25 protein-coding genes and 1 tRNA gene are annotated in these 24,563 nt (G+C 66.0%); 18 read left to right on the top strand and 8 right to left on the bottom strand.

The window, feature by feature from the left end:
- Window positions 1-49: 49 nt before the first annotated feature.
- Both AC1DZY_RS01790 and AC1DZY_RS01795 read left to right on the top strand, forming a co-directional pair.
- Window positions 50-124 (top strand) — tRNA-Glu (locus AC1DZY_RS01790).
- A gap of 89 nt (window positions 125-213) precedes the next feature.
- Entirely contained in the window at window positions 214-1,716 is a 1,503-nt protein-coding gene (locus AC1DZY_RS01795) for a M81 family metallopeptidase (RefSeq protein WP_476818342.1), read from the top strand.
- A gap of 44 nt (window positions 1,717-1,760) precedes the next feature.
- Here AC1DZY_RS01795 and AC1DZY_RS01800 read toward each other — a convergent pair whose 3' ends face one another.
- Complete coding sequence (locus tag AC1DZY_RS01800; protein WP_476818343.1) at window positions 1,761-2,663, bottom strand: LysR family transcriptional regulator; 903 nt, start codon at window positions 2,661-2,663, stop codon at window positions 1,761-1,763.
- A gap of 121 nt (window positions 2,664-2,784) precedes the next feature.
- Here AC1DZY_RS01800 and AC1DZY_RS01805 point away from each other — a divergent pair, with 121 nt between their 5' ends.
- Both AC1DZY_RS01805 and AC1DZY_RS01810 read left to right on the top strand, forming a co-directional pair.
- Window positions 2,785-3,336 (top strand): carboxymuconolactone decarboxylase family protein, encoded by a 552-nt coding sequence (locus AC1DZY_RS01805; RefSeq protein WP_476818344.1) that lies wholly within the window; start codon window positions 2,785-2,787, stop codon window positions 3,334-3,336.
- Window positions 3,337-3,406: 70 nt separating this feature from the next.
- Window positions 3,407-4,021 carry a pyridoxamine 5'-phosphate oxidase family protein gene (locus tag AC1DZY_RS01810; RefSeq protein ID WP_476818345.1) on the top strand — a complete coding sequence of 205 codons (615 nt, stop codon included), beginning with the start codon at window positions 3,407-3,409 and terminating at the stop codon, window positions 4,019-4,021.
- Between the two features lie 51 nt (window positions 4,022-4,072).
- Here the strand turns inward: AC1DZY_RS01810 and AC1DZY_RS01815 are convergent, their stop codons facing one another.
- Entirely contained in the window at window positions 4,073-4,873 is an 801-nt protein-coding gene (locus AC1DZY_RS01815) for an anti-sigma factor family protein (protein ID WP_476818346.1), read from the bottom strand.
- Entirely contained in the window at window positions 4,863-5,423 is a 561-nt protein-coding gene (locus AC1DZY_RS01820) for a sigma-70 family RNA polymerase sigma factor (RefSeq protein WP_476818347.1), read from the bottom strand. Before AC1DZY_RS01820 ends, AC1DZY_RS01815 begins: the two co-directional genes overlap by 11 nt.
- A gap of 198 nt (window positions 5,424-5,621) precedes the next feature.
- On the opposite strand from AC1DZY_RS01820, the gene AC1DZY_RS01825 reads away from it, so the two are divergent.
- From AC1DZY_RS01825 to AC1DZY_RS01835, 3 genes are all read left to right on the top strand, one after another.
- Window positions 5,622-6,593: an MBL fold metallo-hydrolase gene (locus tag AC1DZY_RS01825; RefSeq protein WP_476818348.1), complete on the top strand. Its 972-nt coding sequence runs from the start codon at window positions 5,622-5,624 to the stop codon at window positions 6,591-6,593.
- Window positions 6,594-6,659: 66 nt separating this feature from the next.
- The gene (locus AC1DZY_RS01830) at window positions 6,660-7,109 is read left to right on the top strand and encodes a tetratricopeptide repeat protein (RefSeq protein WP_476818349.1); all 450 of its coding nucleotides are present in this window, start codon (window positions 6,660-6,662) and stop codon (window positions 7,107-7,109) included.
- A gap of 93 nt (window positions 7,110-7,202) precedes the next feature.
- Complete coding sequence (locus tag AC1DZY_RS01835) at window positions 7,203-7,628, top strand: DoxX family protein (RefSeq protein WP_476818350.1); 426 nt, start codon at window positions 7,203-7,205, stop codon at window positions 7,626-7,628.
- Between the two features lie 26 nt (window positions 7,629-7,654).
- On the opposite strand, the gene AC1DZY_RS01840 is transcribed toward AC1DZY_RS01835, so the two are convergent.
- Window positions 7,655-8,650, bottom strand: a complete 996-nt coding sequence (locus AC1DZY_RS01840) for a quinone oxidoreductase family protein (RefSeq protein WP_476818351.1) — start codon at window positions 8,648-8,650, stop codon at window positions 7,655-7,657.
- A 77-nt stretch (window positions 8,651-8,727) separates the two neighbouring features.
- On the opposite strand from AC1DZY_RS01840, the gene AC1DZY_RS01845 reads away from it, so the two are divergent.
- Window positions 8,728-9,168: a winged helix-turn-helix transcriptional regulator gene (locus AC1DZY_RS01845; protein WP_476818352.1), complete on the top strand. Its 441-nt coding sequence runs from the start codon at window positions 8,728-8,730 to the stop codon at window positions 9,166-9,168.
- Here AC1DZY_RS01845 and AC1DZY_RS01850 read toward each other — a convergent pair.
- A complete protein-coding gene (locus tag AC1DZY_RS01850) occupies window positions 9,165-9,761 on the bottom strand; it encodes a CGNR zinc finger domain-containing protein (RefSeq protein WP_476818353.1) in 597 nt (198 codons plus the stop codon). The genes AC1DZY_RS01845 and AC1DZY_RS01850 overlap by 4 nt on opposite strands.
- A 181-nt stretch (window positions 9,762-9,942) precedes the next feature.
- On the opposite strand from AC1DZY_RS01850, the gene AC1DZY_RS01855 reads away from it, so the two are divergent.
- The 8 genes from AC1DZY_RS01855 (at window position 9,943) to AC1DZY_RS01890 (ending at window position 19,694) form a co-directional block, all read left to right on the top strand.
- Complete coding sequence (locus AC1DZY_RS01855) at window positions 9,943-10,851, top strand: alpha/beta fold hydrolase (protein ID WP_476818354.1); 909 nt, start codon at window positions 9,943-9,945, stop codon at window positions 10,849-10,851.
- 80 nt (window positions 10,852-10,931) lie between these two features.
- Window positions 10,932-11,483 (top strand): GlcG/HbpS family heme-binding protein, encoded by a 552-nt coding sequence (locus AC1DZY_RS01860; RefSeq protein ID WP_476818355.1) that lies wholly within the window; start codon window positions 10,932-10,934, stop codon window positions 11,481-11,483.
- 365 nt (window positions 11,484-11,848) lie between these two features.
- The gene (locus AC1DZY_RS01865) at window positions 11,849-12,580 is read left to right on the top strand and encodes a GntR family transcriptional regulator (protein ID WP_476818356.1); all 732 of its coding nucleotides are present in this window, start codon (window positions 11,849-11,851) and stop codon (window positions 12,578-12,580) included.
- A gap of 88 nt (window positions 12,581-12,668) precedes the next feature.
- Window positions 12,669-13,649 (top strand): sialic acid TRAP transporter substrate-binding protein SiaP, encoded by a 981-nt coding sequence (locus AC1DZY_RS01870; RefSeq protein WP_476818357.1) that lies wholly within the window; start codon window positions 12,669-12,671, stop codon window positions 13,647-13,649.
- 58 nt (window positions 13,650-13,707) lie between these two features.
- Window positions 13,708-14,274 (top strand): TRAP transporter small permease, encoded by a 567-nt coding sequence (locus AC1DZY_RS01875; RefSeq protein WP_476818358.1) that lies wholly within the window; start codon window positions 13,708-13,710, stop codon window positions 14,272-14,274.
- Between the two features lie 5 nt (window positions 14,275-14,279).
- Complete coding sequence (locus AC1DZY_RS01880; RefSeq protein ID WP_476818359.1) at window positions 14,280-15,560, top strand: TRAP transporter large permease; 1,281 nt, start codon at window positions 14,280-14,282, stop codon at window positions 15,558-15,560.
- Between the two features lie 199 nt (window positions 15,561-15,759).
- Window positions 15,760-17,334 (top strand): ABC transporter substrate-binding protein, encoded by a 1,575-nt coding sequence (locus tag AC1DZY_RS01885; RefSeq protein ID WP_476818360.1) that lies wholly within the window; start codon window positions 15,760-15,762, stop codon window positions 17,332-17,334.
- Between the two features lie 41 nt (window positions 17,335-17,375).
- Window positions 17,376-19,694, top strand: coding sequence for a penicillin acylase family protein (locus tag AC1DZY_RS01890; RefSeq protein WP_476818361.1), 2,319 nt, complete (start codon window positions 17,376-17,378; stop codon window positions 19,692-19,694).
- 23 nt (window positions 19,695-19,717) lie between these two features.
- On the opposite strand, the gene AC1DZY_RS01895 is transcribed toward AC1DZY_RS01890, so the two are convergent.
- Together AC1DZY_RS01895 and otnK are read right to left on the bottom strand one after the other, a co-directional pair.
- Complete coding sequence (locus tag AC1DZY_RS01895) at window positions 19,718-20,392, bottom strand: class II aldolase/adducin family protein (RefSeq protein WP_476818362.1); 675 nt, start codon at window positions 20,390-20,392, stop codon at window positions 19,718-19,720.
- Window positions 20,389-21,651, bottom strand: a complete 1,263-nt coding sequence (gene otnK / locus AC1DZY_RS01900; RefSeq protein WP_476818363.1) for a 3-oxo-tetronate kinase — start codon at window positions 21,649-21,651, stop codon at window positions 20,389-20,391. Before otnK ends, AC1DZY_RS01895 begins: the two co-directional genes overlap by 4 nt.
- Before the next feature lie 128 nt (window positions 21,652-21,779).
- Between otnK and AC1DZY_RS01905 the strand changes: the two genes are divergently transcribed.
- Both AC1DZY_RS01905 and AC1DZY_RS01910 read left to right on the top strand, forming a co-directional pair.
- Window positions 21,780-22,637 carry a transketolase gene (locus tag AC1DZY_RS01905; protein WP_476818364.1) on the top strand — a complete coding sequence of 286 codons (858 nt, stop codon included), beginning with the start codon at window positions 21,780-21,782 and terminating at the stop codon, window positions 22,635-22,637.
- A complete protein-coding gene (locus AC1DZY_RS01910) occupies window positions 22,634-23,632 on the top strand; it encodes a transketolase family protein (protein ID WP_476818365.1) in 999 nt (332 codons plus the stop codon). Before AC1DZY_RS01905 ends, AC1DZY_RS01910 begins: the two co-directional genes overlap by 4 nt.
- Here AC1DZY_RS01910 and AC1DZY_RS01915 read toward each other — a convergent pair.
- Entirely contained in the window at window positions 23,624-24,322 is a 699-nt protein-coding gene (locus AC1DZY_RS01915; protein WP_476818779.1) for a GntR family transcriptional regulator, read from the bottom strand. The two genes, AC1DZY_RS01910 and AC1DZY_RS01915, sit on opposite strands and share 9 nt — an antisense overlap.
- Window positions 24,323-24,563 lie beyond the last annotated feature (241 nt).

Below are 24,563 nucleotides of genomic sequence, written 5' to 3' on the forward strand. Positions count from 1 at the left end.
TATACCTCGGCCCGCTTCGCAACGGGCCGCCCGCGGTTCGCAAAGCCACGCGACCTTCGTCTATCGGTTAGGACACCAGCCTTTCACGCTGGGGAGACGGGTTCGACTCCCGTAGGTCGCGCCACTCATTTCGATGTGCAGGCCGACCATGGACGCGAGCGGGTCTGGCCTGGGGCCGCGCCCGCAGCGTCCGACGAAATCGAGATCCGATCGATGCCGCTTCGCCTTGCCGTCGGTGGTTTTCAGCACGAAACTCACTCCTTTGCGCCCAGGCCAACGGTTTTCGCCGATTTTCAGCAGCCAGCTGGCTTCCCACCTCTGACGCGGGGGGCAGCGTTGCTGGCGGCGATCAACGGCACGGTGACGTCGCTCGCTGGCGCCATTCCAACTCTCGAGGCGGCGGGCGCCGCGCTCGTGCCGTTGCTCTGGTGCCTGGGGATGCCTGCGGGGCCGATCGAGGATTCGGCCTTCGAGCGGATTGCAGCGATGCTGTGCGCCGATATTTCGGACGCATTGCTGACCGGCCCGCTCGATGGCGTCTATCTCGACCTCCATGGCGCGGCACTGACCGACAGCATCCCCGATGCCGAAGGCGAGTTGCTGCTGAGGCTCAGGCGCATTCTCGGGCCCGATGTTCCGGTGGTGATCAGTCTCGACCCGCATGCCAATCTGACGGCGCGGATGGTCGAATTCAGCGATGGTATCGCGCCCTATCTGACCTATCCTCATATCGACAAGCGCGAGACCGGCGCCCGTGCGGCCAAGCTCCTGCTGGGGCGGATTGCGCGCGGAAAACCCTTTGCAAAAGCGTTCCGGCAGCTCGACTACTGGTTCACGCTGAGCACCCAATGCACGATCATCGAGCCGATGCGCGGCGTGATGGCGCAGTGCGCGGCGATCGGTGCGCGTCCGGGCATCGCCGAACTCGGCTTCTGCTTCGGCTTCCCTTACGCGGATTTCGCCGATTGCGGCGCGGCGATCTCCTGTCACGCCGACACGCAGGCTGAAGCCGACGCAGCCGTCGATGAATTCCTGGCCTATCTGAATGCGCGCGAGGCCGATTTCCGCCTCGACGCCGTCCCCGGAGCCGAGGCTGTGTCGGAGGCTCTGACCATCGCCAGGAGCGCTCGCCGACCGGTGATCCTGGCCGATACGCAGGACAATCCCGGCGGTGGCGGCCATTGCGATACGACCGGACTCCTGGCCGAGCTGGTGGCGCAGGGCGCGGAAGGGGCGGTGCTGTGTCTGATCAATGACGCGGAATCCGCCAGTGCATGCCATGCCGCGGGCGAAGGCGCGGTGCTGACGCTCGCTCTCGGCGGCAAATCCGACGGCGTTCCGTTCCACGGCGAGGCGCGTGTTCTCAAGCTCGGCGATGGCGACTTCATGCTGACCGGCCCGATGGGCAAGGGCAACCGGGCGACGCTGGGGCCAACCGCGCTTGTCGCGTTCGCTCCTGGCATCAAGGTGATGATCGCGAGCCGCAAGACGCAGGCCTATGACCAGGCGATCCTGCGGCATCTGGGCGTCGAGCCGGCGGACTGTCCGATCATCGTCCTGAAATCATCGGTGCATTTCCGGGCAGACTACGAGCCCATCGCCGAGCGCATCATCATCGCCGTCTCGCCCGGCCCGGTGATAGCAGATCCATCGACCCTGCCATTCCGCCATGTCCGGGCCGGGGTGCGCAGGCGCGCCGGCGAGCCGACAGTCTGACGGCCCCGGCAGGAACGATCCTGCCTCGTCTGGCAAGCGCCGCATCACCCCATATCGGTGAAAGACCAGTCCGCTTCCTTCACCACCATGTCGATGAAGGTCCTGACCTTGGCCGAGAGCAGGCGCGACGTCGGGTACACGATCTGGATCGGCAGCGGTGGCGTTTCGTGGTCCGAAAGCACGATGCGCAGCGCGCCGGAGCGGATGGCTTCGGCGGCCTGGTAGGCCAGCACCATCGTCAGTCCGCCTCCCCGCAGTGCGTGCTGGATGGCCATGTCGGCGCTGTTGGTCACGAAGGATGGCTGGATCGCGACGTGGGCGGTTGCCCCGCCTTGCTCGAACGCCCACTCGCTTCCGGGGCGGAAGCCCGAGAAATGGATGCAGCGATGCCGCGCGATCTCGGCCGGATCACGGGGAATGCCGGTGCGCGCGAGGTAATCGGGCGCCGCGACGACGACCCGCCGCGTCTCGCCGATCCGTCGCGCTCTCAGACTCGAATCCGCGAGATGGCCGATCCTGATCGCGGCATCGACGCCGTCATCGACCAGATTGATCATCCGGTCGGAGAGGATGAGCTCACCGTGAACCGCCGGGTACCGCGAGAGATAGGTCGAGAACAGCGGGCCGACATGCAGGCGGCCGAAGACAAGCGGCGCCGAAACCGTCAGCCGGCCCGACGGCTCGGCCTGCGTGGCCTGCAGCGAGGCATCGGCTTCTTCCAGTTCGCCAAGGATGCGGCGGGCCAGCAGCAGATAGCGCTCGCCTTCATCGGTCGGTGTCACCAGCCGCGTGGTGCGCTGGAGCAGGCGTACGCCGAGATGCTCTTCGAGCGCCGCGACGAGCCGGGTCACGGCCGATGGCGACAGGCCGAGCTTGCGCGCCGCCGGCGCAAAGCCACGCAATTCGGCGACCTTGACGAAGGCGGCCAGCGTCGCGAACCGGTCCATGGAGATTACTCCGCTGTGCGCAACAGTGAGATGAGAATTGAGCAGATTATAGTTTTTCAGCGTGAGTGTCATCTCTTTGGTCGTGAAGCCCCGTTTTCCCCTGCCATTCTGGAGATGAGCCATGACCCAAATTCACACGCCCGCTTCGATCGCCGAAGCACCTGAAGCGTCCCGCGCGGCCCTGTCGGCCGTCGAAAAGCAGCTCGGCTCGGTGCCGAACCTCTTTCGCGTCGTCGCGAATTCGCCTGCCGCCCTCGAAGGTTATCTCGGCCTGAACGGCGCGCTCTCGAAGGGCAGGCTCGATGCCCGCACCCGCGAGCGGATCGCGCTTGCCGTCGCGCAGGTCAATGGCTGCGGCTATTGCCTGGCGGCGCACAGCTATCTCGGCAAGAACCTCGCCAGGCTTGATGACGTCGAGATCCTCGCCAATCGCAACGGTCATTCCAGTGACGCCAAGGCCGAGGCCGCCATCGTCTTCGCCGTCGGCATGGTGCGCGAGCGTGGCCATGTTGGCGCAGCGGCTGTCGCGGCCGTCAGGGCGGCCGGCTACGACGATGGGCAGATCATCGAGATCGTGGCCCATGTCGCGCTGAACACGTTGACGAATTACGTCAACGAGGTAGCTGGCACCGTAATCGACTTCCCCGCGGTGGATTTGCGCCTCGCGTCCTGAAGCGCAGGCCGACGGGTCTTTGTTGCAACGGCCGGCGACGCTGAAGCGTCGCCGGTTTGGGAGCATTCCGATGTCAGACACTGAATTTGCCAGCGATATCGCCTTCACCCCGGCGGTGAAGGCGATCCAGAGCCGCAAGGGTTCGCGCGGCGGCTATCGCAAGATGGAGGAGCGTGGCGGCTGGCAGACGAGCGTGACGCCGGATCTCGCCGCCTTCATCGCCGCGCGCGACAGTTTTTTCCTCGCGACCGCAAGCGCCGATGGCCAGCCTTATATCCAGCATCGCGGCGGGCCGGCCGGCTTCCTGCGCGTGCTTGACGAGCACACGCTAGGGTTCGCCGATTTTCGCGGCAACCGGCAATATGTCACGCTCGGCAACCTGTCCGAGAACCCGAAGGCCTATCTCTTCCTGATCGACCATGCGCGCCGGCAGCGCATCAAGATCTGGGGTACGGCGCGGGTCGTGGAGAATGACCACGCGCTGATCGACCGGCTGCGCGTTGAAGGCTACGCCGGCGTGCCGGAGCAGGCGATCCTGTTCGACATCGCCGCCTGGGACGCCAACTGCCCGCAGCACATCCCTCAGCTTCTGCCGGCCGACAAGGTTGCGGCGGCGCTGGACGAACGCGATCTGCGGATCGCGGCGCTGGAAAACGAGATCGCGCGGCTGAAGGCCGCCGGGTGAATCGGGCGGCCTTGCTTTCAGGTGTCGAGGCTGGTCTGGCTCGATCGGGGCTCAGAGCAGATCGGGCAATCGTCCAAGCTCTGTCGCCTCGAGATCGGACACGGCGGCATAGGTGACGCCATTGCGGGACCAGCTCAGCAGATTGTAGCCCTTGCGCACGGTCAGCGTTGCTGCTGCGTCCGGCGTGTCCGCCGCACCCCAGGCGAAGACATTGATGAGATGCCGCTGCCGCTTGTACACGAGCACGCCGACGCGCCGGCCGGCGATGTTGTCGAGCCGGCCGCCGAGCAGGGGATAGCCTTCCGCAGTCAGATCGCGCACCTCGGGCGAAAAATCGACCTTGCCGGCAAACCAGGGCTTGACCGTATGCGTGTCCGAGGAGGCGACCTGGATCGGGCTGTCCTGCGTCAACGAGCGCAGATGGGCCGAGAGCAGGTCGCGCGTCAGTAGGCTCGCGCGGTCGGCTCCGGTCACGAACCACCAGGTCGCCAGCGAGGACAGCAGGCAAGCCAGCAGAAGCACGGCAGCCTGCTGCAGGAAGCGAGGCGTCGCCAATCGCCGCAGCTGCGGCTTGATCGCCAGCGGCTCCGGTATGGTCGGTCGCGGCATCATGGCGGTATTGGCGTCCTCCGTTGCCTGCGACAGCGTCCGTTGCAGGCGCAGCGACAATCCGGCCGGCATCGGCTCGCGGCCAAGTCCGGCCACCATGACGCTGGCCTCCCGCAATTCGCCGGCGAGCGCCGCGCAGTCGGAGCACTCGGCGATATGGCGCGCGACCGTCTCGCGCTCTCCCTCGGAGAGTTCTCCGTCGAGATAGGCGCCGAGCCGGTGAGAGGGCAGGTCACAGGGCATGGGAGCGGTCCTTCCCGATCTTGCGGGCGAGAGACTGGCGCAGCAGGTCGCGGCCGCGCGAAAGCCGCGACATCACCGTTCCAACCACCGTGCCGGTGATTTCGGCGATCTCGCGGTAGCCGAGGCCTTCGATCTCGCGCAGCACCATGACTTCCCGAAAGGCGGCCGGCAGTTCCGCCAGCGCCATGCGGACGAGATCGCGCTCGGCCTCGCCGATCATGATGTCCTCGGCCGAGGGAGAGTCCGCGGCGATCTCGATCTGGAGCCCGTCCTCATGATCGAGCCCGGGAAGGCTGGCATCGAGCGAGATCACGTTGACGGCGCGCTGGCGCGTATTGAGCATGCGATAGGCCGTGTTGCGCAGGATGGCGAAGAGCCAGGGCCGGATGTCTTCGCCGCGAAAACTTTCGAAGGCGCGAAAGGCGCGGAGATAGGCCTCCTGCACGGCGTCTTCGGCGTCCGGGCGCGAACGCAGGAGCCAGAAGGCGAGGTTGTAGGCCGCCTCCTGATGGGGCAGCGCCAGCTGTTCAAAACTCCTGGCGGAGGACATGGCGCGGGATGGTCCGGTTGGAGAGGTCGCGGCGGAGCAAATTCGCGACAGGGTAGCGGCTGCCTTTGCATGATCCCGATCACGTCCGGTTTATTCCCGCGTTCTTTTCCGTGATCGCCGGAATAAATCGTCCCGTTCACGCATCCCGGACTGTGCGAGGCCGCAGCGGCCTCGCTGTCAGAAACCCGGGAGTTCTCGATGATCCACCTTTCACGCCGCGACGCCCTCGTCGCGGGCTCGCTCGCCGCGGCCTTCGGGCTGGCGAAGCCGCTGCATTGGGTTGGGCCGGCGCAGGCGCAGGTCATCCCCGATCCGGCCGTCGGTTTCCGCCGCTACAAGGTCGGCACGATCGAGGTGACGGCGCTCTATGACGGCATCTGGGAGAAGCCGCACGATCCCTCCTTTATCAAGAACGCCTCGATCGAGGAGACCAAGGAGGCGCTGGCCAAGGCCGGTCAGACCACGGCGTTCATGCCGATTCCGCTGACGGTCGTCGTGCTCAAGATCGGCGAGCGCTATGTGATGATCGATTCCGGCTCGGGCGCCGGCCAATGGCAGCCGACCGCCACGAAGCTGACGAGCAACATGGCTGCCGCGGGCATCGACCCCGCCAGGATCGACACCATCCTGATCTCGCATTTCCATCCGGACCACATCTTCGGGCTGATGAATCGCGGCACCAACGCGCCGGTCTTTCCCCATGCCGAGATCGTCGTGACCTCGACCGAATACAAATGGTGGACCGAGCCCGGCCGCGTCGAGAAGCTGCCGGATGCGCGCAAGGCGCTGGGGCAGCGCATCAACGCCGTGTTCCCGGGCTGGAAGAACTTCAAGCTCGTCGATGGCGAACCGGAGGTTGCGCCGGGCGTGCGCCTCGTCAAGGCGCCGGGCCATACGCCGGGCCACGCCGCCTTCCATGTCAGCTCGGGAAACCAGCAGCTCATGATCTCCAACGACGTCGCCTACGTCCCCGCGCTGCTCGCGCCCCATCCCGACTGGCAGGGCAGCTACGATCAGGACAGCGTCACCGCGGTCGACACGCGCCGCAAGATGATCGACCGGGTCATCGCCGAGAAGATGGCGATATGCGGCGCTCATTTCCCGTTCCCGGGCACCGGCGTCTTCGTCAAGGACGGCGCTGGGTACGGTTTCACCCCCACCACGGCCTGATCCCGGACGGGCTGCCGCACGCTGCGGCAGCCCCATGCTCAGCCATCTTTCGTCAAGGAAACAGTCATGACCCTCAAGCTCGCCCTCACTGCCTTTGCCGCTGCGTTTGTGCTTTCGACCGCTGCTTTTGCGGTGGATACCACGCCGACGAAGGGCGCCCCCGATCTCACCGCCGTCAGGGCGGCGATCAAGGCCAAGGACTTCAAGGTCGCCATCGTCGATCTCAACCGTATGGTCGACGCCGGCATCCAGCATGCCGATGTCTACAGCCTGCTCGGCTTTTCGCTGCGCAAGAGCGGCGACCAGAAGACCGCGCTGACCTACTACCGCAAGGCGCTCGACTTCGATCCCGGCCACAAGGGCGCGCTCGAATATCAGGGCGAGCTTTATGTCGAGATGGGAGAGACCGCCAAGGCCCGGGTCAATCTCGTCGCGCTCGAAAAGCTCTGCCCGACCGGCTGCGAGGAGCGCGAGGATCTCGAAAAAGCGGTCGCATCGGCGCCCAAGACCAACTGATCAGGACCAACTGATCAGGACCAGTTCACCCCGCAGTCGCACCGGGCTGGCGCCGGCTCGCCGGCCCCAGCCCTCGTGTCGAGGACAAAGACCATGATGATCGCGAAATTGTCTGACGCCGCCGCTCTGTTCGGGCGCCTGCTGATTGCGCTGCTGTTCGTCCACGAAGGCTGGATCAAGCTCACCCATATCGAGGCATCGATGGCCTATATGAGCAGCTTCGGCGTTCCGGGCTGGCTTCTGCTCCCGGCTACAGTCGTCGAAATCGGCGGTGGGATTCTGCTGCTGGCGGGATGGGGGAGTCGTTATGCGGCGCTGGCGCTGGCCGCCTTCTGCATCCTGGCGGCCGCGATCTTTCACAACGTCCTGTCGAACGGCAACCAGTTGCTGCATTTCGAAAAGGACCTGGCGATCGCCGGCGGGTTGCTCATCCTTTTCGCGAGGGGCCCCGGCGGCTTTGCGCTTCCGGTTGGGCGGTGGATCGGCCTTGCCGGCAAGCCGGCGGACCGCGTGGCTTGAACGGTCACGCGGTCGACAGGGATCTCTCAGGGAACAAGGATGACCTTGCCCATGCTCCTGCGGCTTTCGAGACGCCGATGCGCTTCCGACGCATCGGCGAGCGGGAAGACGGAATCGATCGTCACCGCGAGTTTGCCGTCAACCGCAAGCGTGAACAGGTCCATCAGATCTCGCTTCAGGCTGTCAGGCGTCAGCAGCGGCGCCAGGGCAAAGCCGGTCAGCGACTGGTTCATGAAGATCATGCGCCTGAGTTCGTCGTCGCCGAACTGGAAGCCGCGGATGTTCAGCGCGCCGTAGATGGCGATCTGTCCGCCCGGAGCCAGCATCGCCAGGCTGTCCTGCACGATCGCGCCGCCGACCGATTCATAGATCACATCGGGCCCGCGACCATCGGAGGCGCTCTTCACGACGTCGGCCCAGTCCGCCTGGCTGTAGTTCACCAGTTCGTCGGCGCCGATCCGTCCGGCGAAGGCGAGCTTTTCAGGGGAACTTGCCGCGGCGATGATGCGAGCGGCGCCCTGGCGGCGGGCGAGTTGCACCAGAAAGGAGCCGACCCCGCCGGCCGCGGCGTTGATCAGGACGGTCTTTCCAGCCGCGGGCGCCTGTCGAAGCAGGTAGTGCGCCGACAGGCCCTGGACCATCAGCGCGTCGGCGGCCTCGAACGAGACGCCGTCGGGGATCGCCGTCGCGAAGCCTGCGTCGATCACGACATACTCGGCATAGCCGCCGAAATGCATGCCAGCCGCGAACATCGAGGCGGCGACGCGCCCGTCCTGCGGCCAGGCGGTGCGATCGACGCCTTCGCCATGCGCTTCGACGACGCCCGCGACTTCGAGGCCGAGTATGCTCGGAAGCGGCGGCGTCATCGCATAACGGTCGGCCCGCATCAGCGTGTCGGCGAAGTTCACGCCCGCGGCGCGGACGCGGACGAGAAGCTGGCCTGGCCCGGGCGTCGGCCTGGGTGCATCGACGGTCTCGAGGACTTCGGGCCCGCCGAAGCGGCTGATCTGGATGGCTTTCATGGGTGATACCTCGCAGGCATGTGTGTTGCTGCGCAGGCTTGTCCCGTGTCCTGAGTTTTCGCTCTACGAACTCTTTTGTGTCCTACACACCGGAAGGTGGCGCCGTGGGTGCGACCAAACGATTGCCGGTCTATCCCGCCGAACGGGCTCTCAAGGTCATATCGGGACGCTGGAAGGCGCTGCTGCTTTACCGCCTCTATGAAGGCCCCAGGCGCCTCACCGAGTTGAACCGGCTTTTCCCCGGGCTCAGCCAGAAGGTGCTCATACAACAGCTGCGCGAGATGGAGGAGCATGGTCTCGTCTCTCGCGAGGTCCATGCCCAGGTGCCGCCACGCGTCGACTACGGCGCGACCCCGATGGGGCGAAGCCTCGAGCCGGTTCTGCTCGCCCTGTGCGACTGGGGCAGGCTGCATGCGCGCGTGCTCGACCGGATCGACGCGATTCCGGGCTGCCCGGAGGCTGGTCGCGTCCTGGGTCCGTCAAAGAGCAGGGCGGGCGACTGCGCGCCGTCGATCTAGCTTTTCAAGCTCTGGCGCTGTCTGGCGCGATAGCGCGCGACCTTGTCGCGGTTGCCGCAGACGCTCATCGAGCACCAGCGCCGCGTGTTGTTCTTGCCCTGATCGTAGAACACCAGCGAGCAATCCGGGTTGGCGCAGTGCCTGAGGCGCTCGGGCTCGGCTTCGCAGACGAAGCGGGCGAAGTCCTCCGCGACCACCCCGAGCGGCCCGGCCGCGCCCCAGTCGAGCCGCGTGCGCAATATCGGCCGCCCGTCGACCATATCGAGATGCAGACGGACCGCGACCTGCGCCAGCAGGGCATTGACCGCCGCCGTCATGGCCGCGGGAAGCGGCTCGCCGGCGCGCACGAGATCGAAGGCCGGGCGCAATGTCTCGCGCAGCGCGGCCAGCTCGTCTGACATCGCAAGGCTATGTGCGGATGCGGCGATCTCCGCCGCGGCAAGCCATGCCGAAGCCGCATCCGGCGTCGCGATCACGTCGGCGCGCGTCACGCCATCGGTCATGACCGTGTTCAGCAGATCGAGCCAGAGCCGCCCGCCGAGAAAGGGCATGCCATCGCGAAACTCGCTCGTTGCATCAGAAGCTCCCGGCATGGCGCAGGTCCTTGGTCGCGATCACAAATTCGTAACCTGTAAAATAAGGCTTGAAAGGTGTCGATGCAAATGACACCATTCAAATATCAAATGAATGGTTACGGAGATCGCCTTGAACGCCATAGCTCGCCTCACACGCCGCACTGCCTTCGCAGCAGCGGCTCTCGCCGGAGTATCCACCATGACCGCCCATGCCGCCGCGCCGAAGGCTTTTGCCGCATCGCCTGTCCAGTTCCGCACCGTCACGGTGCAGGGCCTCGACATTTTCTATCGGGAAGCCGGTCCGAAGGACGCGCCGGTGCTGCTTCTGCTGCACGGCTTCCCGTCATCCTCTCACATGTTCCGCGACCTGATCCCGCTGCTCGCGACGCAGTACCGCGTCATCGCGCCGGACTATCCCGGTTTCGGCAACAGCGCGGCGCCCGGCATCGACGCGTTCCCCTACACCTTTGCCGCGCTGGCGGACGTCGTCGATGCCTTCACCGATGCTGTCGGCGCCACCAGCTACGTCATCTACATGCAGGATTATGGTGGACCGATCGGCTTCAGGCTGGCGCTGAAACGCCCGGAGCGCGTGCGCGGCTTCATCGTCCAGAACGCCGTCGCCAATGTCGAAGGCTGGAATCCCGACGTCGTCAAGGCGTTGTCGCCCTTCTGGCAGGGTCGCAACGCCCAGACCGAGCAGCCCGTCCGCGCGTTGCTGACCGCCGAGACGACCCGTTTCCAGTACACGCATGGCGCCTCCCGCAAGGAGCGGCTCTCTCCCGACGCCTGGATCCATGATCAGGCCGGGCTCGACCGTCCCGGCAACGACGCGCTGCAGGTCCAGATGCTGTGGAACTATCAGGACAATGTCGCCCAATATCCGAAATGGCAGGACTACCTGAAAACCAGGCAGCCGCCGATGCTGATCGCCTGGGGCGACAATGACCCTTATTTCACGTTGAAGGGCGCCGGCCTGTTCAAGACGCTCGTGCCCTCGGCGGAGCTGCACCACTACGACGCCGGGCATTTCGCCCTCGAAACCCATGTCGACGAGATCGCAGCGGTGTCTCTGGCCTTCCTCGCCCGCCTTCCGAAGGTGAAGTGAGGATCGCGCCGTAGGCATGCCTCCAGCCGACGGCGTTGCGCGCGGCCGGGCGTTTGCCCCTTTTGCCCGACCGCGTTGACTTGACCATTCCCGTCTTCCCCTCTTCGGAGATCGCAATGAAATCCCTTTTTGTGTGGACCGCTCTGGCGGTCTTCACCCATGCCGCCTGCGCTGGCGCTCAGGTTCGCAACAGCGGTTATGAGTTACCCCTGGCTCTTGCGCTCGACGCGGCGACCCAGGCGCTGAAGTCCTGCGAGGCGTCCGGTTACAAGGTCTCCGTCGCGGTCGTGGACCCGTCGGGTGAACTGCGTGCGTTCGTCAAAGGCGATCACGCGACCGTCCATACGAAGGAGACCAGTTTCCGCAAGGCCTATACGACCGTGACGCTCGGCCCGGTTTTCGGTTTTGATGCGCTGGGCGCGTTCGTCGAGAAGGCAAAGAGCAATCCGGCCACCCCGTCTTTCCTGACGGTGCCGAATATCATCCTGCTGCCTGGCGCGGTCGCAATTCGGGCCAGGGGCGAGATCGTTGCGGCGATCGGCGTGGGCGGCGCGCCCGGCGGCGACAAGGACGAGATCTGCGCCGCAGCCGGCGCGGCGGCGATCAGGCAAAAGCTGCCCGCCACGAACTGATCCGGGGGGAGGGCGGGCCTGCGGCAGGATCGGCTCGAAGCGCGAGTCGCGTTCCTGCCCCGGTGTCCTGATGACGTCGCCGCTGCCTTCGTGACAGTTGTGCGGCCTCATCTTGGCTGCGATCGGATGGCCATGCCGGCCTCTGACATGGCCGGTCTCGCCGAATGTCGGCCGAGGTCCCAAGCCCCTCCCGCCCAACGCCACCATTGCGGTTGCCGCCCTCGCGGCGCGTAAAATTGCCGATGGCATCGACGCTCTCATCCTGGGCGGCGACGCTGTCCGGGCAAGAAAGCATCTTGCATACAAGGTATATTTCAGCTCATAATTTCGGGTGAGAGCGGCACAAGCCGCCGGATGGGGAAACGATGTCGGGGAGCGCGGCGCGAATTCTGGCTGGTGATGGAACGGCGCAGCTCTGGCGCGCCAGCCGTCCGCGCAGTGCGTCGCAGGACGTCTATGTCGCGATCAAGGCGCGTATTCTCCAGCTCGATCTGCATCCCGGCCAGTCATTGTCCGAGCCTGAACTCGCGGCCGCCTATGGCGTCAGCCGCACGCCGGTGCGCGAGGCCCTGATCCGGCTCTCCGACGAGGGGCTGGTCGACGTCGTGCCCAAATCAGGCACGACCGTCTCGCGGATCCCGCTCGCTTTGCTGCCGGAAGCGATCCTGGTGCGCAAGGCGCTGGAGGACATCACCACCCGTCATGCCGTCGAGCGCGCCAGCGGCTCGGCGCTGCTGCAGCTCGAGGCCTGCCTGATGCGCCAGCAGGAGATCGTCGTCCAGGCGGATTTCGAGGCTTTCCATCTGGCCGACGAGGCCTTTCACGCCACGATCGCCAGGATCGCCGGCCTCTCGGGCATCTGGACGCTGGTCGAGCGCGCCAAGATGCATGTCGATCGCTATCGCCGCCTGACCCTGCCGCAAGAGGGGCGGATGGCGCAGGTCGTGGCCGAGCACAGGCTCGTGCTCGACGCGATCGCTAAGCGCGACGCCGACGCCGCCAGCCGCGCCATGACCGCCCATATCGCCGGCCTCGAGATCAGCATCGACAAGGTACGGCTGAGCAATCCCGCTTTCTTCGAGGAGAGTTTCGACTGAACCACCGACGGGGGCGATGCCTTCCGGCCGGCAAATCCGACGACGGCAGGTCCACTGCCGCGACATAACCCCAGGGGAGGACTTCATCATGAGACCGACGATCAGGACGCTGCTGCTTGCCTCGCTTCTCGCCGCCGCGAGCAGCCTGCCCGCTTTCGCGCAGACCAAGCTGCGCTGGGCCCATGTCTACGAGACCAGCGAGCCCTATCACACCGAGGCGCTCTGGGCCGCCGAGGAGATCAAGAAGCGTACCGGCGGCAAGGTCGAGATTTCCGTGCATCCGGCCTCGCAGCTCGGCAACGAGAACCAGATCAACGAAGGTCTCGGCCTCGGCACGGTCGACATGATCTACACCGGCGTCGCCTTTGCCGGCTCGATCCACAAGCCGCTCGCGATCACCAACGCGCCCTTCATCCTGCGCGATTTCGACCACTGGAAGGCCTATCGCGGGTCCAAGCTCTTCCGTGACATTGCCAAGGGCTATGAGGACAAGACCAAGCACAAGGTCGTGGCCCTGACCTATTACGGCCAGCGCCATGTCACCGCCAACAAGGCGATCACCAAGCCGGAGGACATGAAGGGCATGAAGCTGCGCGTGCCGCCGGCGCCGCTCTTCCTGATGTTCACCAAATCGGTCGGCGCCAACGCGACGCCGATCGCCTTCGCCGAGGTCTATCTGGCGCTGCAGCAGGGCACGGTCGACGGCCAGGAGAATCCGCTGCCGACGATCATGGCCAAGAAGTTCTACGAGGTGCAGAGCCACATCGTGCTGACCGGCCACATCACGGAATCGCTGCTGACGATCGTCGGCGCGACGAGCTGGGCCAAGCTCGACGACGGGCAGAAGAAGGTCGTCGACGAGGTTCTGCTCGAAGCCGCCTCCAAGGCGACCGACGCCATCCGCGCGTCCGAGCAGAAGCTCGCCGAGGAGTTCCGCAAGCTCGGCAAGACGGTGATCGAGGTCGACCGCAAGCCCTTCATCGCGGCGGCCGTCCCGCTTCACAATGACGCCGCTGCCGGCGCCGGCTGGAGCAAGGCCGAATACGACGCGCTGCAGGCGCTGAAATAGGCGACAGACGCGTCCCGCCGGCGCGTTCGCGCGCCGGCCTTTCCCAACTGACAGGTGCATGATGGCAGCGGCGCAGCAAACCGGGCAGGACGATCTCGCGGGCGCCCAACTCATCGTGGTCGAGGACGAAGAGGCCGTCGTCTCGCTCCATCTCGACGATATGATCGCCTTCGCCGTGTTCTGGGCGATGGGTATCGTCGTCTTCCTGCAGTTCTTCAGTCGCTATGTCCTGAACGATTCTGCCGCCTGGACCGAGGAGATCGCCCGCTACCTTCTGATGTGGGTGACTTTCATCGGCGCCGCCACCGTGATGCGCCGACGCACCAACATCGCCGTCGAGGTGCTCATGCACATGCTGCCGGAGGGGCCGCAGCGGCTGCTGCGCTTCCTGATCGATCTCGCGATGGTCTTCTTCGTCGCGCTGCTGTGCTGGTTCTCGGTGCTGATCACCGACCGCATGGGCATCCAGCGCATGACGGTGATCGATGTGTCGATGAGCGTCGTCTATGGCGGCATCAGCTTCGGCTGTTTCCTGATGTTCTGGCGCGCGGTGCAGGGCTTCGTCGCCAATGCCCGCCGCGGCTGGCGGCCCGATCCCAACGCCGTAACGCTTATCCTGGATTGACCGGCATGGCCCTGCTCTTCGTCGTCTTTTTCGTATCACTGCTGGTTGGCGTGCCGATCTTCATCGCGCTGGGCGGGGCCTCGCTGGTCTACACCCATTTCGTCGCCGGCATCCCGGACTTCGTCGTGCTGCACCGGATGGCCGGCGGCGTCGATTCCTTTCCGCTGATCGCGGTGCCGTTCTTCATCCTGGCCGGCAATCTGATGAACTCGGCCGGCATCACCAACCGGATCTATGATTTCGCCACCGCCGGCGTCGGCTGGCTGCGCGGCGGGCTTGGCCACGTCAACGTCGTCGGCTCGGTGATCTTCGCCGGCATGTCGGGCACGGCCGTCGCCGATGCCGGTGGCCTCGGCACCATCGAGATCAAGGCGATGCGCGACCATGGCTATCCGGCCGATTTCTCGGTCGGCATCACCGCGGCGTCCTCGACCATCGGGCCGATCATCCCGCCCTCGCTGCCGATGGTGATCTTCGGCGTGATGGCGAACGTCTCGATCGGCCAGCTCTTCGCGGCGGGCTTCCTGCCCGGGCTGCTGATGGCCTTCGCCATGATGATCTACGTCACCTGGTATGCGCACACCCACGGCATCGGCCGCGATGCGGCCTTCCGCTGGCGCGTCCTCGGCAAGACCTTCATCCGCGCGATTCCCGCGCTTCTGACGCCGATCATCATCATCGGCGGCATGTCGTCGGGCGCCTTCACCCCGACGGAAGCCGCGATCGCCGCCTGCGCATGGGCCCTGATCCTCGGCGTCCTGTTCTATCGTACGCTCGACCTCAAGCGCTTCTACCTGATCTCGGTACAGACCATCGAGACCACGGCGAGCGTGCTGATCATCGTCGGCGCCGCCTCGCTTTTCGGCTGGGTGCTGACCGTCACGCAGATCACCGAGCAGGTCACCGCCGGCCTGCTCGGCATCACCACCAACCCGCTGCTGCTGCTCCTGATCATCAACCTGATCCTGCTCGTCGTCGGCTGCTTCATGGAGACGATCGCGGCGATCTCGATCCTCGTGCCGGTGTTCATGCCGGCCGTGCTCAAGGTCGGCATCGATCCCGTGCAGTTCGGCATCATCATGGTGCTGAACCTTATGATCGGGCTTCTGACGCCGCCGGTCGGGATGGTGCTGTTCGTGCTCTCGCGCGTCGCCAACATGTCGTTCGACCGTACGGTCAGGGCTGTCCTGCCGTTCCTGGTCCCGCTGCTGGTCGTGCTGGTGCTGATCACGGTCTTCCCGCAGATCACGCTCTATCTACCGACGCTGTGGTATCGCAGCGGCTGAGCGCTCGCCCGCGCGTCAGCCGACGCTCGCCCTGGTTTAAGAGGGCGAGCATCCGAAGTGCTTGCGGATGCTACGGTTGAAAGAGATCGCGTCGCTCCAGCTTCGGCCGGCCCATCCGCCATTGACAATCGAAAAATCGATATATCATATAATCAGATAACTCCCGATGCCCGTCTGAAGACGACGAAGGAGAGGCCCGATGCCGTTCCCCAAGCTTAGCAAGCGCCAGCTTTTGCAGGGTGGCGCCGCCGCGCTGGCCGGAGTCGCCGTCCCGCAGATCGCGCGATCGGCGCCCGCGCCGCTGACGATCGTGCTGGAGTCGGAAATCGTCATCCTCGACCCGCACGCGACCACGGCGGCGATCACGCGTACCTTCGCCTACCAGGTCTTCGACACGCTGTTTGCGATGGATACGAAAGGCGTGATCCACCCGCAGATGGTCGAGCGCTTCGAGACCTCTGCCGATGGCCTGTCCTGGCAGTTCAAGCTGCGCGACGGCCTGTTCTGGCACGATGGTGCGCCGGTCAAGGCGTCCGACTGCGCGGCGTCGCTGAAGCGTTGGGCGCGCGGCGACGCGCTCGGCAAGATGCTGGCGGCGCAGGCGACCGCGATCGAGGCGATCGACGACAGCACCTTCAAGATCGTGCTGAAGCAGCCGTTCCCGCTGATGCTCGATGTGCTCGGCAAGCCGAATGCGCCCGTGCCGGCGATGATGCCGGAGCGGATCATTCCGCCGGCCGATCAGCGCATCAAGGAGATCATCGGGTCGGGTCCGTTCAAGTTCCGTGCGGACGCCTGGCGTCCGGGCGACAAGATCGTGCTGGAGCGCTTCGAGCGCTACAAGCCCCGGGCCGAGAAGTCCGATTTCCTGGCCGGCGGCAAGGTCGTCAATATCGACCAGATCGTGATCAAGGCGATTCCCGACGATGCGACGGCGGCGACGGCGCTGATCGCGGGCGAAATCGACTACATGCAGTACCTTCCCTTCGACTGGCTTTCCAAGCTGGAGGCGACGAAGAGCGTCAGCGTCATGGCGCTGACCGGCGTCGACATGTTCCAGGGCAATTTCCGGCTGAACCACGCCACCGGTCCATTCGTCGATCCCGAGATCCGTGCCGTGTTGTGGAAGTGCGTCGGGCAGGCCGAGACGCTGCAGGCGATCGGAATCCCCGAGCGTTACGCCGCCAAGAGCTGCCCGTCCTATTTCATGTGCGACGCGCCGTTGAGTTCGACCGAGGGAGCAGGAGTTGCCAGGCTTGCCATCGACGAGGCGCGCGAGGCGCTGAAGAAGACCAGCTACAAGGGCGAGCCGGTCGTCTTCCTGACGGTCGCCGGCTCGATCTCGCAGACGGCGGGAAGCGTCCTTGCCGACAACATGCGCAAGGCGGGCTTCACCGTCGACGAGCAGGTCATGGACTGGGGGACGGTGCTGGCGCGCCGCGCCAAGAAGGACGGCTGGAGCATCTTTCCGGTCTACGCCAACGGCATCGACATGATCTCGCCCCTGACCCATTTCTACATCGGCAACAACTGCACCGACTATGCCGGATGGAGCTGCAGCACGGTGATCAGCGAGAAGCTGCTGGCCTTCGCCAAGACCTCCGATGCAGCCGAGCGCAAGCGGATCGCCGCCGAGATTCAGGTCGAGGCCTACAAGAACACACCGTCTGTCATGTGGGGGCAGTTCTGCCGCCCGGCCGGATACCGCTCGCGGGTCAAGAACCTCGTCCAGTCGAGTTTCCCGATGTTCTGGCAACTCACGCTCGACGCCTGAGGGAAAGCCCGACCCAGTTCCACGCCTTGTAAGGAAGTCCGATGGCAACCGACGCCGATCGCAGCGCCGTGACGGCGGCTGTGCCGCCGCTGTCTGGCGCGCTCACGCTGCTGGGCCTAGCTGGGGAGGTCACGGTTTCGCGCGACGCATGGGGCGTTCCCCATATCCGGGCCGGCAGCGAGGCCGATGCCTACAGGGCGCTCGGCTTCGTGCATGCGCAGGACCGGCTCTTCCAGATGGACCTGACCCGGCGCAAGGCGCTCGGCCGTTCCGCCGAATGGCTGGGCGCGGAGGCGGCTGAAGCCGACATTCTGGTCCGGCGTCTCGGCATGGAGAGCGCCTGCCGGCGCGACTATGATGCGCTCAGCGCACAGGCGAAGGGCATGCTGGAAGCCTATGCGGCCGGCGTGAACGGCTTCCTCGCTTCCGGCGCGCCGCTGCCGATCGAATACACGCTGCTGCAGGCGCGGGCCGAGCCATGGCAGCCCTGGCACAGCATCGCCGTGATGCGGCGGCTGGGCCTTCTCATGGGTTCGATCTGGTTCAAGCTCTGGCGCATGCTGGCCTTGCCGATCGTCGGCGCGGAAAACGCGCTCAAGCTGCGCTACGATGACGGCGGCGGCGATGTGCTCTGCATTCCGCCAGGCGTCGGCGCCACCCGCGTCGAGGCCGATATCGTCAAACTCGCGCCGGCAGTCCAGGCCCTGCTGGCGGCGATGGGTGGCGACGCGGCAGATGGCACCGGCGGTGGCAGCAACAACTGGGCGGTCGGCCCGACGAAGACCGCGACCGGGCGGCCGGTTCTGGCTGGTGATCCCCACCGCGTCTTCGAGATCCCAGGCATGTATGCGCAGCATCATGTCGCCTGCGACGCCTTCGACATGATCGGCCTGACGGTGCCGGGCGTACCGGGGTTCCCCCATTTCGCCCATAACGGCACGGTCGCCTACTGCGTGACCCACGCGTTCATGGATATCCATGATCTCTTCATCGAACAGTTCGAGGAGGAGGGCGCACGCGCCCGGTTCGGAGATGGCTTCGAGCCGACGCGCCGCCGCACCGAGCGCATCTCGGTCCGTGGCGCAGGCGATCGCGAATTCGAGATCGTCGAGACGCGGCATGGTCCCGTCATCGCCGGCGATCCGCGCAAGGGTTTTGGCCTCGCGTTGCGCTCCGTCCAGTTTGCCGAAACCGACCTGTCCTTCGATTGCCTGACGCGTATGCCGCAGGCGACCAGCGTAGCCGAACTCTACGACGCGACGCGGGGCTGGGGCCTGATCGACCACAACCTCGTCGCGGGCGACACGGCCGGCTCGATCGGCCACCTCGTGCGCGCCCGCGTGCCGCGCCGCCCGCGCGAGAACGGCTGGTTGCCCGTGCCGGGCTGGACGGGCGAGCATGAATGGCGCGACTGGATCGCCCATGCCGACATGCCCTGCGTGATCGACCCGCCAGGCGATGTGATCGTCACGGCCAACAACCGCGTCGTGGCCGACAGCCACCCGGACTATCTCTGCACCGACTGCCATCCGCCCTATCGCGCCGAGCGTATATTCGCCTGCCTGCGGGAGGGCGCGCCTTTTAGGGTCGAGGACGCTGCGGCGATCCACGCCGACACGGTTTCTCCTCATGCGGAACTGTTCCAGAAGCGGCTGGCCACACTGGGTACGGCCGCCAGCGCAAAGGCTGAAGAGTTCAGAAAGCTCCTGCTTGGCTGGGACGGGCGCATGGACGCGGGCTCGCGCGCGGCTGCCGCCTACAACGAATTTCGCCGCGCCCTGACGAAGATCGTCACTGTGCGCAGCGGGCTGGCGCAGGCGACGTCGCACGCCTTCGCCAATGTCGCGCCCGGCGTGTCGCCCGAGGGGCAGGTATGGTGGGCGCTGCCGACGCTGCTGCGGAACGACGATACCGGGATCCTGCGCGGCTGGAGTTGGGACGAGGCGTTTGCGCAGGCCCTGGCGACAGCGGCCGAGCGCTTTACCGGGGCGACATGGGGAGTGGCCCATCAGCCGCGCTTCGTCCATCCGCTATCGGCGCATTTTCCGACGTTCGCCGAGCTGCTCGACCCGCCTTCGCGACCGATCAGCGGCGACGGTGATACGGTGTTGGCGACCGGGATCGTGCCCTCAGTCGGTCCGGTCTCGACCTATGGCGCGCTCTCCCGCTACGTTTTCGATGTCGGCGCCTGGGAGAACTGCCGCTGGGTCGTCTTCCACGGGACCTCTGGACATCCCGGCAGCAGCCATTATGCCGACCAGAACGAGCCCTGGAGCGCCTGCGAGATGGTGCCGATGCTCTACGATTGGGACCGCATCGCCGCGGAGGCGAAAACGGTTCAGACGCTCAATCCGGGCTGAGTCCGGGACGGCCGCGCCTTCCCTTAGGACGCGAGGCGAGCGCGTCCGTAATCGGCGTAGCGCGCGATGACGGTGTCCATCTCGGCGTCGTCGAGCATCACGATATCGCCGGTCCGCTTGGCGATGCAGTATTGCCGAGCCAGCATTTCGAGCTTGATCGCTCGGGCGAGCGCCTGCTGCAGGGTGTCGGCGCGGCAGACCATGCCGTGATTGGCCATCAGGCAGGCTGTGTGCGTCCGCAGCGCTTCGATGACGCCCTCCGCCAAAGCCATGGTGCCGAATGGCTCATAGGGCGCGCAGGGCACCTCCTTGCCGCCGAACGAGGCGACCATGTAGTGGAATGCCGGAATCGGCCTACGCAAACAGGACAGCGCGACGCAATGGTCGGGATGGGCGTGGATGACCGCCTGGCCGAGCCCGGCCCGGTAGATCGCGCCGTGGATCGCCCATTCGCTCGATGGTACGCCCGGCGACAATGCCGTCCCGTCGAACCGCGCCAGCACGAAGTCCTCGGGCCGGATCGTGGCCCCGTCGGCACCAGTCGGGCTGATGAGCATATGCTCGCCCCGGCGGACACTGATGTTGCCGGCATTGCCGATGCTGAGGCCGGCCTGCTCGATACGGCGATAGACGTCCCGCAATTCGAGCCGGGCAGCATCTTCGCCGAGCCCGGCCTGACCGCCATCCGCCATCGTCATTCTCCGCGTTCCATGGTTTCGAGCATCGGGAGAAACATGTCGTCGGGCCCGAGCTTTCCGGATTTCAGGCAGAATGCGAGCGGCTCGTCGCGCTGCGCCACCGCATGCGAAATGCCGGGTGCACGATAGGGTCCGACGCTCAGCCGCGTGATCCCGAGCCGTTCGACGATCGCGCCCGAGGTCTCGCCCCCGGCGATCAGGAAGCGCCGGACCCCGGCTTCGTGCAGGGATCGGGCGGTGAGCGACAGGATGGTTTCGGCCAGCGCAGCCGCCTCGCGACGACCGATGCGGGCCTGCAACGCGGCCACCTGTTCCGGTCCGGCGGAGGTTGCAATCGCGACCGGGCCGGCGGCGAGACGGGGCAGGGCCCACGCCGTTGCATGCGCGCATGCGGCTTCAGCGCTGTCGAACGCGCCTGGATCGATCGTCAGTACCGGCCGCGACCGTCCGAAGACCTCCAGCTGTTTCAGCGTCTTCTCGGCGCAGCTTCCAGCCAGCACCACGCCGGGACCTGCGACAGCCGGCAGGGACGTCGTCCGGGCGTCGCCGAGCAACCCCATCCGCCGCCAGAGCGCCGGATAATAGGCGGCGACGGAGGAATTTCCCGTCATCAGCGGCCACCTTACGGTCAGCTCGGCAATGGCTGCGAGATCCGCCGGGGTCGCGGCATCGGCCAATGCGAAACCGATTCCGCGCTGAACGAGGCCGTCGCAATGGCGGGTCATGGCTTCGATGCCGTCCCGGACGATCTGGTGCGGGATCAGGCCGACCGGCGTCGCCGTCTGCTGTTGCAGCACGCGCACCAGATCGGGGTCGGTCATCGGCGTCAGCGGGTCGTGGCGCTTGGGCGACTCCGAGATCAGCCGGTCGTCGGCGAAGAGATGGCCCTGGAACACGCGCCGCCCCGCTTCCGGAAAGGACGGGCAGAAGGCGGCAAGCCGGCTCCCGGTCAGTTCGCGCAGCGCATCGGCGCAAGGGCCGATATTGCCTGAAGGCGTCGAATCGAAGGTCGCGCAGTATTTGAAGAAGATCTGTCGGGCCGACTGGCTTTGCAGCCATGCCCCGACACGGGCAAAGTCGGCGCGCGCGAGCGCGGGATCGGTGACGCGCGTGCGCCGCGCCACGACGATGGCAGGCGACTGCACCGGAGCTGTAACATCGGTCACGAACTCGCAGGCGACGCCGGCGGCGCAGAGCATCGCCGCCAGTTCCAGCCCGCCAGTCAGATCGTCGGCGATGGCGCCAAAAACCAGACTCATAAGGTTTGCTCCCCAGATGGCATTTGAATATATCATATACGGAAGAGCGTCCACTGATCGGGAGGTCACGCCATGACGGGCAGCGCCACATCACCGCGCCGCGACGCAAACGCTCCGGGCGAGACTCGATGACCGGCGCGGCCGGGCGGCAGCCGGCGCCACGCATCGCCGAGCCCGCCGAGCTTGCGGCGATCGCGGCACGGCTGCGCCGGCGCGTGGTCGAGCTCGTCGCGCCGACAGGGCAGGGCTATGTCCAGCAGGGGCTGGGCGCGGCCGATCTCTTCGCCGTGCTGTATTTCTCCGAGTTGCGGCTCGACCCCGCCGATCCGGACTGGCCGGAGCGCGACCGTTTCCTGCTCTCGACCGCCCACAATACCGCGATCTTCTATGCGACGCTGGCCGAGCGCGGGCTGGTCGATGCCACAGCTGTCTCCGACTATTGCCGTGACGGCTCGCCCTTCGAGGTCAACGCCTCCGAACGTGTCGGCACCGTCATCGAGGCGACCTGCGGCTCGCTCGGGCAGGGTCTTTCGGTCGGGATCGGCATGGCGCTGAGCGCCCGCCGGCGCGGCTACGCCACCCGCGTCTATGTCGTGCTGGGCGACGGCGAATTGCAGGAAGGACAGGTCTGGGAGGCGGCGCTCCTGGCTGGAAGCCTCGGCCTCGACAATCTCTGCCTGCTGATCGACGACAACCGGATGCAGGTCGAAGGCCATGTCGACACGGTCGTGAAGCTCGAACCGATCGATCGCAAATGGGCCTCGTTCGGCTGGGCGGAGCAGGTTGTCGACGGCCATGACATTTCGGCGCTGCAGGCCGCGCTCGGCCGCGCCCGGCAGGCGAGGGGGCAGCCGAGCTGCCTCGTGGTCCGTACGTTGCCGGGCAAGGGCGTGCCCTCGCTCGAAGGCGTGCTCGCGCATAATCTCAAGCTGCCGCCCGATGTCGCGGCCATGGCGCTCGCCAGCCTCGCGGAGACGAAATCATGACGTCCACCGCAGCTGACGACCTGACCGTCCAGGACTTCAACCAGCGTGGAGCGGCGGCCGCGCCGGTACGCAAGTTCTACGGCGAGACGCTGCTCGAACTGGCCCGCGCCGACAGCCGTATCGTCTGCCTCACCGCCGACCTGACCTTGCCGACCGAGACCGATCTGTTCCGCGATGCATTGCCGCAGCGTTTCCTGCAGGTCGGCATCGCCGAGGCCAACATGATCGGCATCGCCGGCGGAATGGCGCGCAGCGGAGACATCCCCTTCGTCCATTCGTTTTGCGTTTTCGCGACGCGGCGCTGCTACGACCAGATCGCGATGCAGGTCGCCTATCCCAATGCCAATGTGAAGATCGTCGGCGTCATTCCGGGCCTGACCACCCTGCTCGGCGTCTCCCATCAGGCGATCGACGATATCGCGCTGATGCGCGCGCTACCGAATATGACGATCATCGAGCCAAGCGATCCAGGCCAGGTGCCGGGTGCGGTGCGCGCGGCTGCCGCTCATCCCGGTCCGGTCTATCTCAGGCTGAAGCGCGCCGACGGTACGGAGCATTTCGGGCAGCCCGAGCATGATGTGATGCCGCTGGGGCGCGTCCGCATGCTGCGCGAGCCCGGCGAGGGTCTGCTGCTGGCCTGCGGCATGATGGTCGAGGTGGCCCGCGAGGCGGCGGAACTGCTGGCGCAAGACGGCATCGCGGTCGGCGTCTTCGACGTGCCGACGCTGAAGCCGCTCGATCCCGGCATTGTCGCTTTGGCGCGTGGCGCACGCGCGGTCGTGACGGCCGAGAACCACTCGATCATTGGTGGGCTCGGCAGCGCGGTGGCGGAGCTGCTGATGGAGGCCGGCGTCCGGACCGGCTTCGCCAGGATCGGCGTGCGCGACGTTTTTGCCGAGGGCGGCACGACGCCGTATCTGTTCGCGCGCTACGGGCTGACGGCAGAGGCGATCGCTGCGGCCTATCGTACCGCGCGCGAGCAGCGATCAGGCTGAGGCGCGTGCGCCGTCGCGCGACAGGTTGCGCGTATCGCCGCCGGTTTCGAGCAGCATGACCAGGTTGACGCCGCCCTGCCGCATATCGGTCTGGATGGCCTCGCGCACGCCCGCCGCGTCGCGGCGGCGCAGGTTCTCGAGAACCCGCTCATGCTCGTGCGGTCCCGGATAGGTCGGCGGCGCATAGGGATAGTGGTAGTTGAGCAGGGGGCCGTTGCGCATCCAGATGTCGTCGAGGATCGCGAGCAGTTCTGGCATGCCGGACGCCTCGTAGAGCCGGTGGTGGAAGCGCCAGTTGGCGCGCACGGCGTCGGACCAGCGGCCCTCGGTTTCCGCTGCGATCAGTTCGCCGTGGAAGGCCGCCATCTGGGCGATGCCATCGTCGTCGATGCGCGGCGTCGCGCTTTCCGCCGCCAGCCCTTCGAGAAAGAGGCGGATGGTGCGCAGCTCCAGATACTGCGCCAGCGACATATGGGCGACGATGATCGAGCGGCCGTCCAGCAGTTCGAGCGCCCGGGCGCGGACGAGCTGCATCAGGGCTTCGCGGATCGGCGTCTCCGACACCTGCATGGAGGCTGCGAGATCGCGGATCTTGAACCGATGGCCCGGCCAGAAGCGCCCTTCCATCAGGGCGAGACGCAGGTTGTTGTAGACGATGCGGGTCAGGCTGTCGCGCGCGACAGGCTCCATCGGGCCGGACTGCAACTGTGTCCCATCCGTCGTCGTCACGCTTCGCCAACTCTCTTCAATCGGTGCCGTTGCGCTGGCTGTACATGATATTTCCGATATCCAGAAGCGCTCTGGGGCAGCCATTTTGCGTCTCTTTTCAGCAGCTCCGTGCCCGATCGCCGAGCGGAATCCGCCTTGCCAATTCGGATATATCAAATATTCTGTTGCTGGATAAGAGGGGTTGATGTTGCAGTCGGGTGAA

Source organism: Allobosea sp. P2_A10 (genome assembly GCF_056405115.1).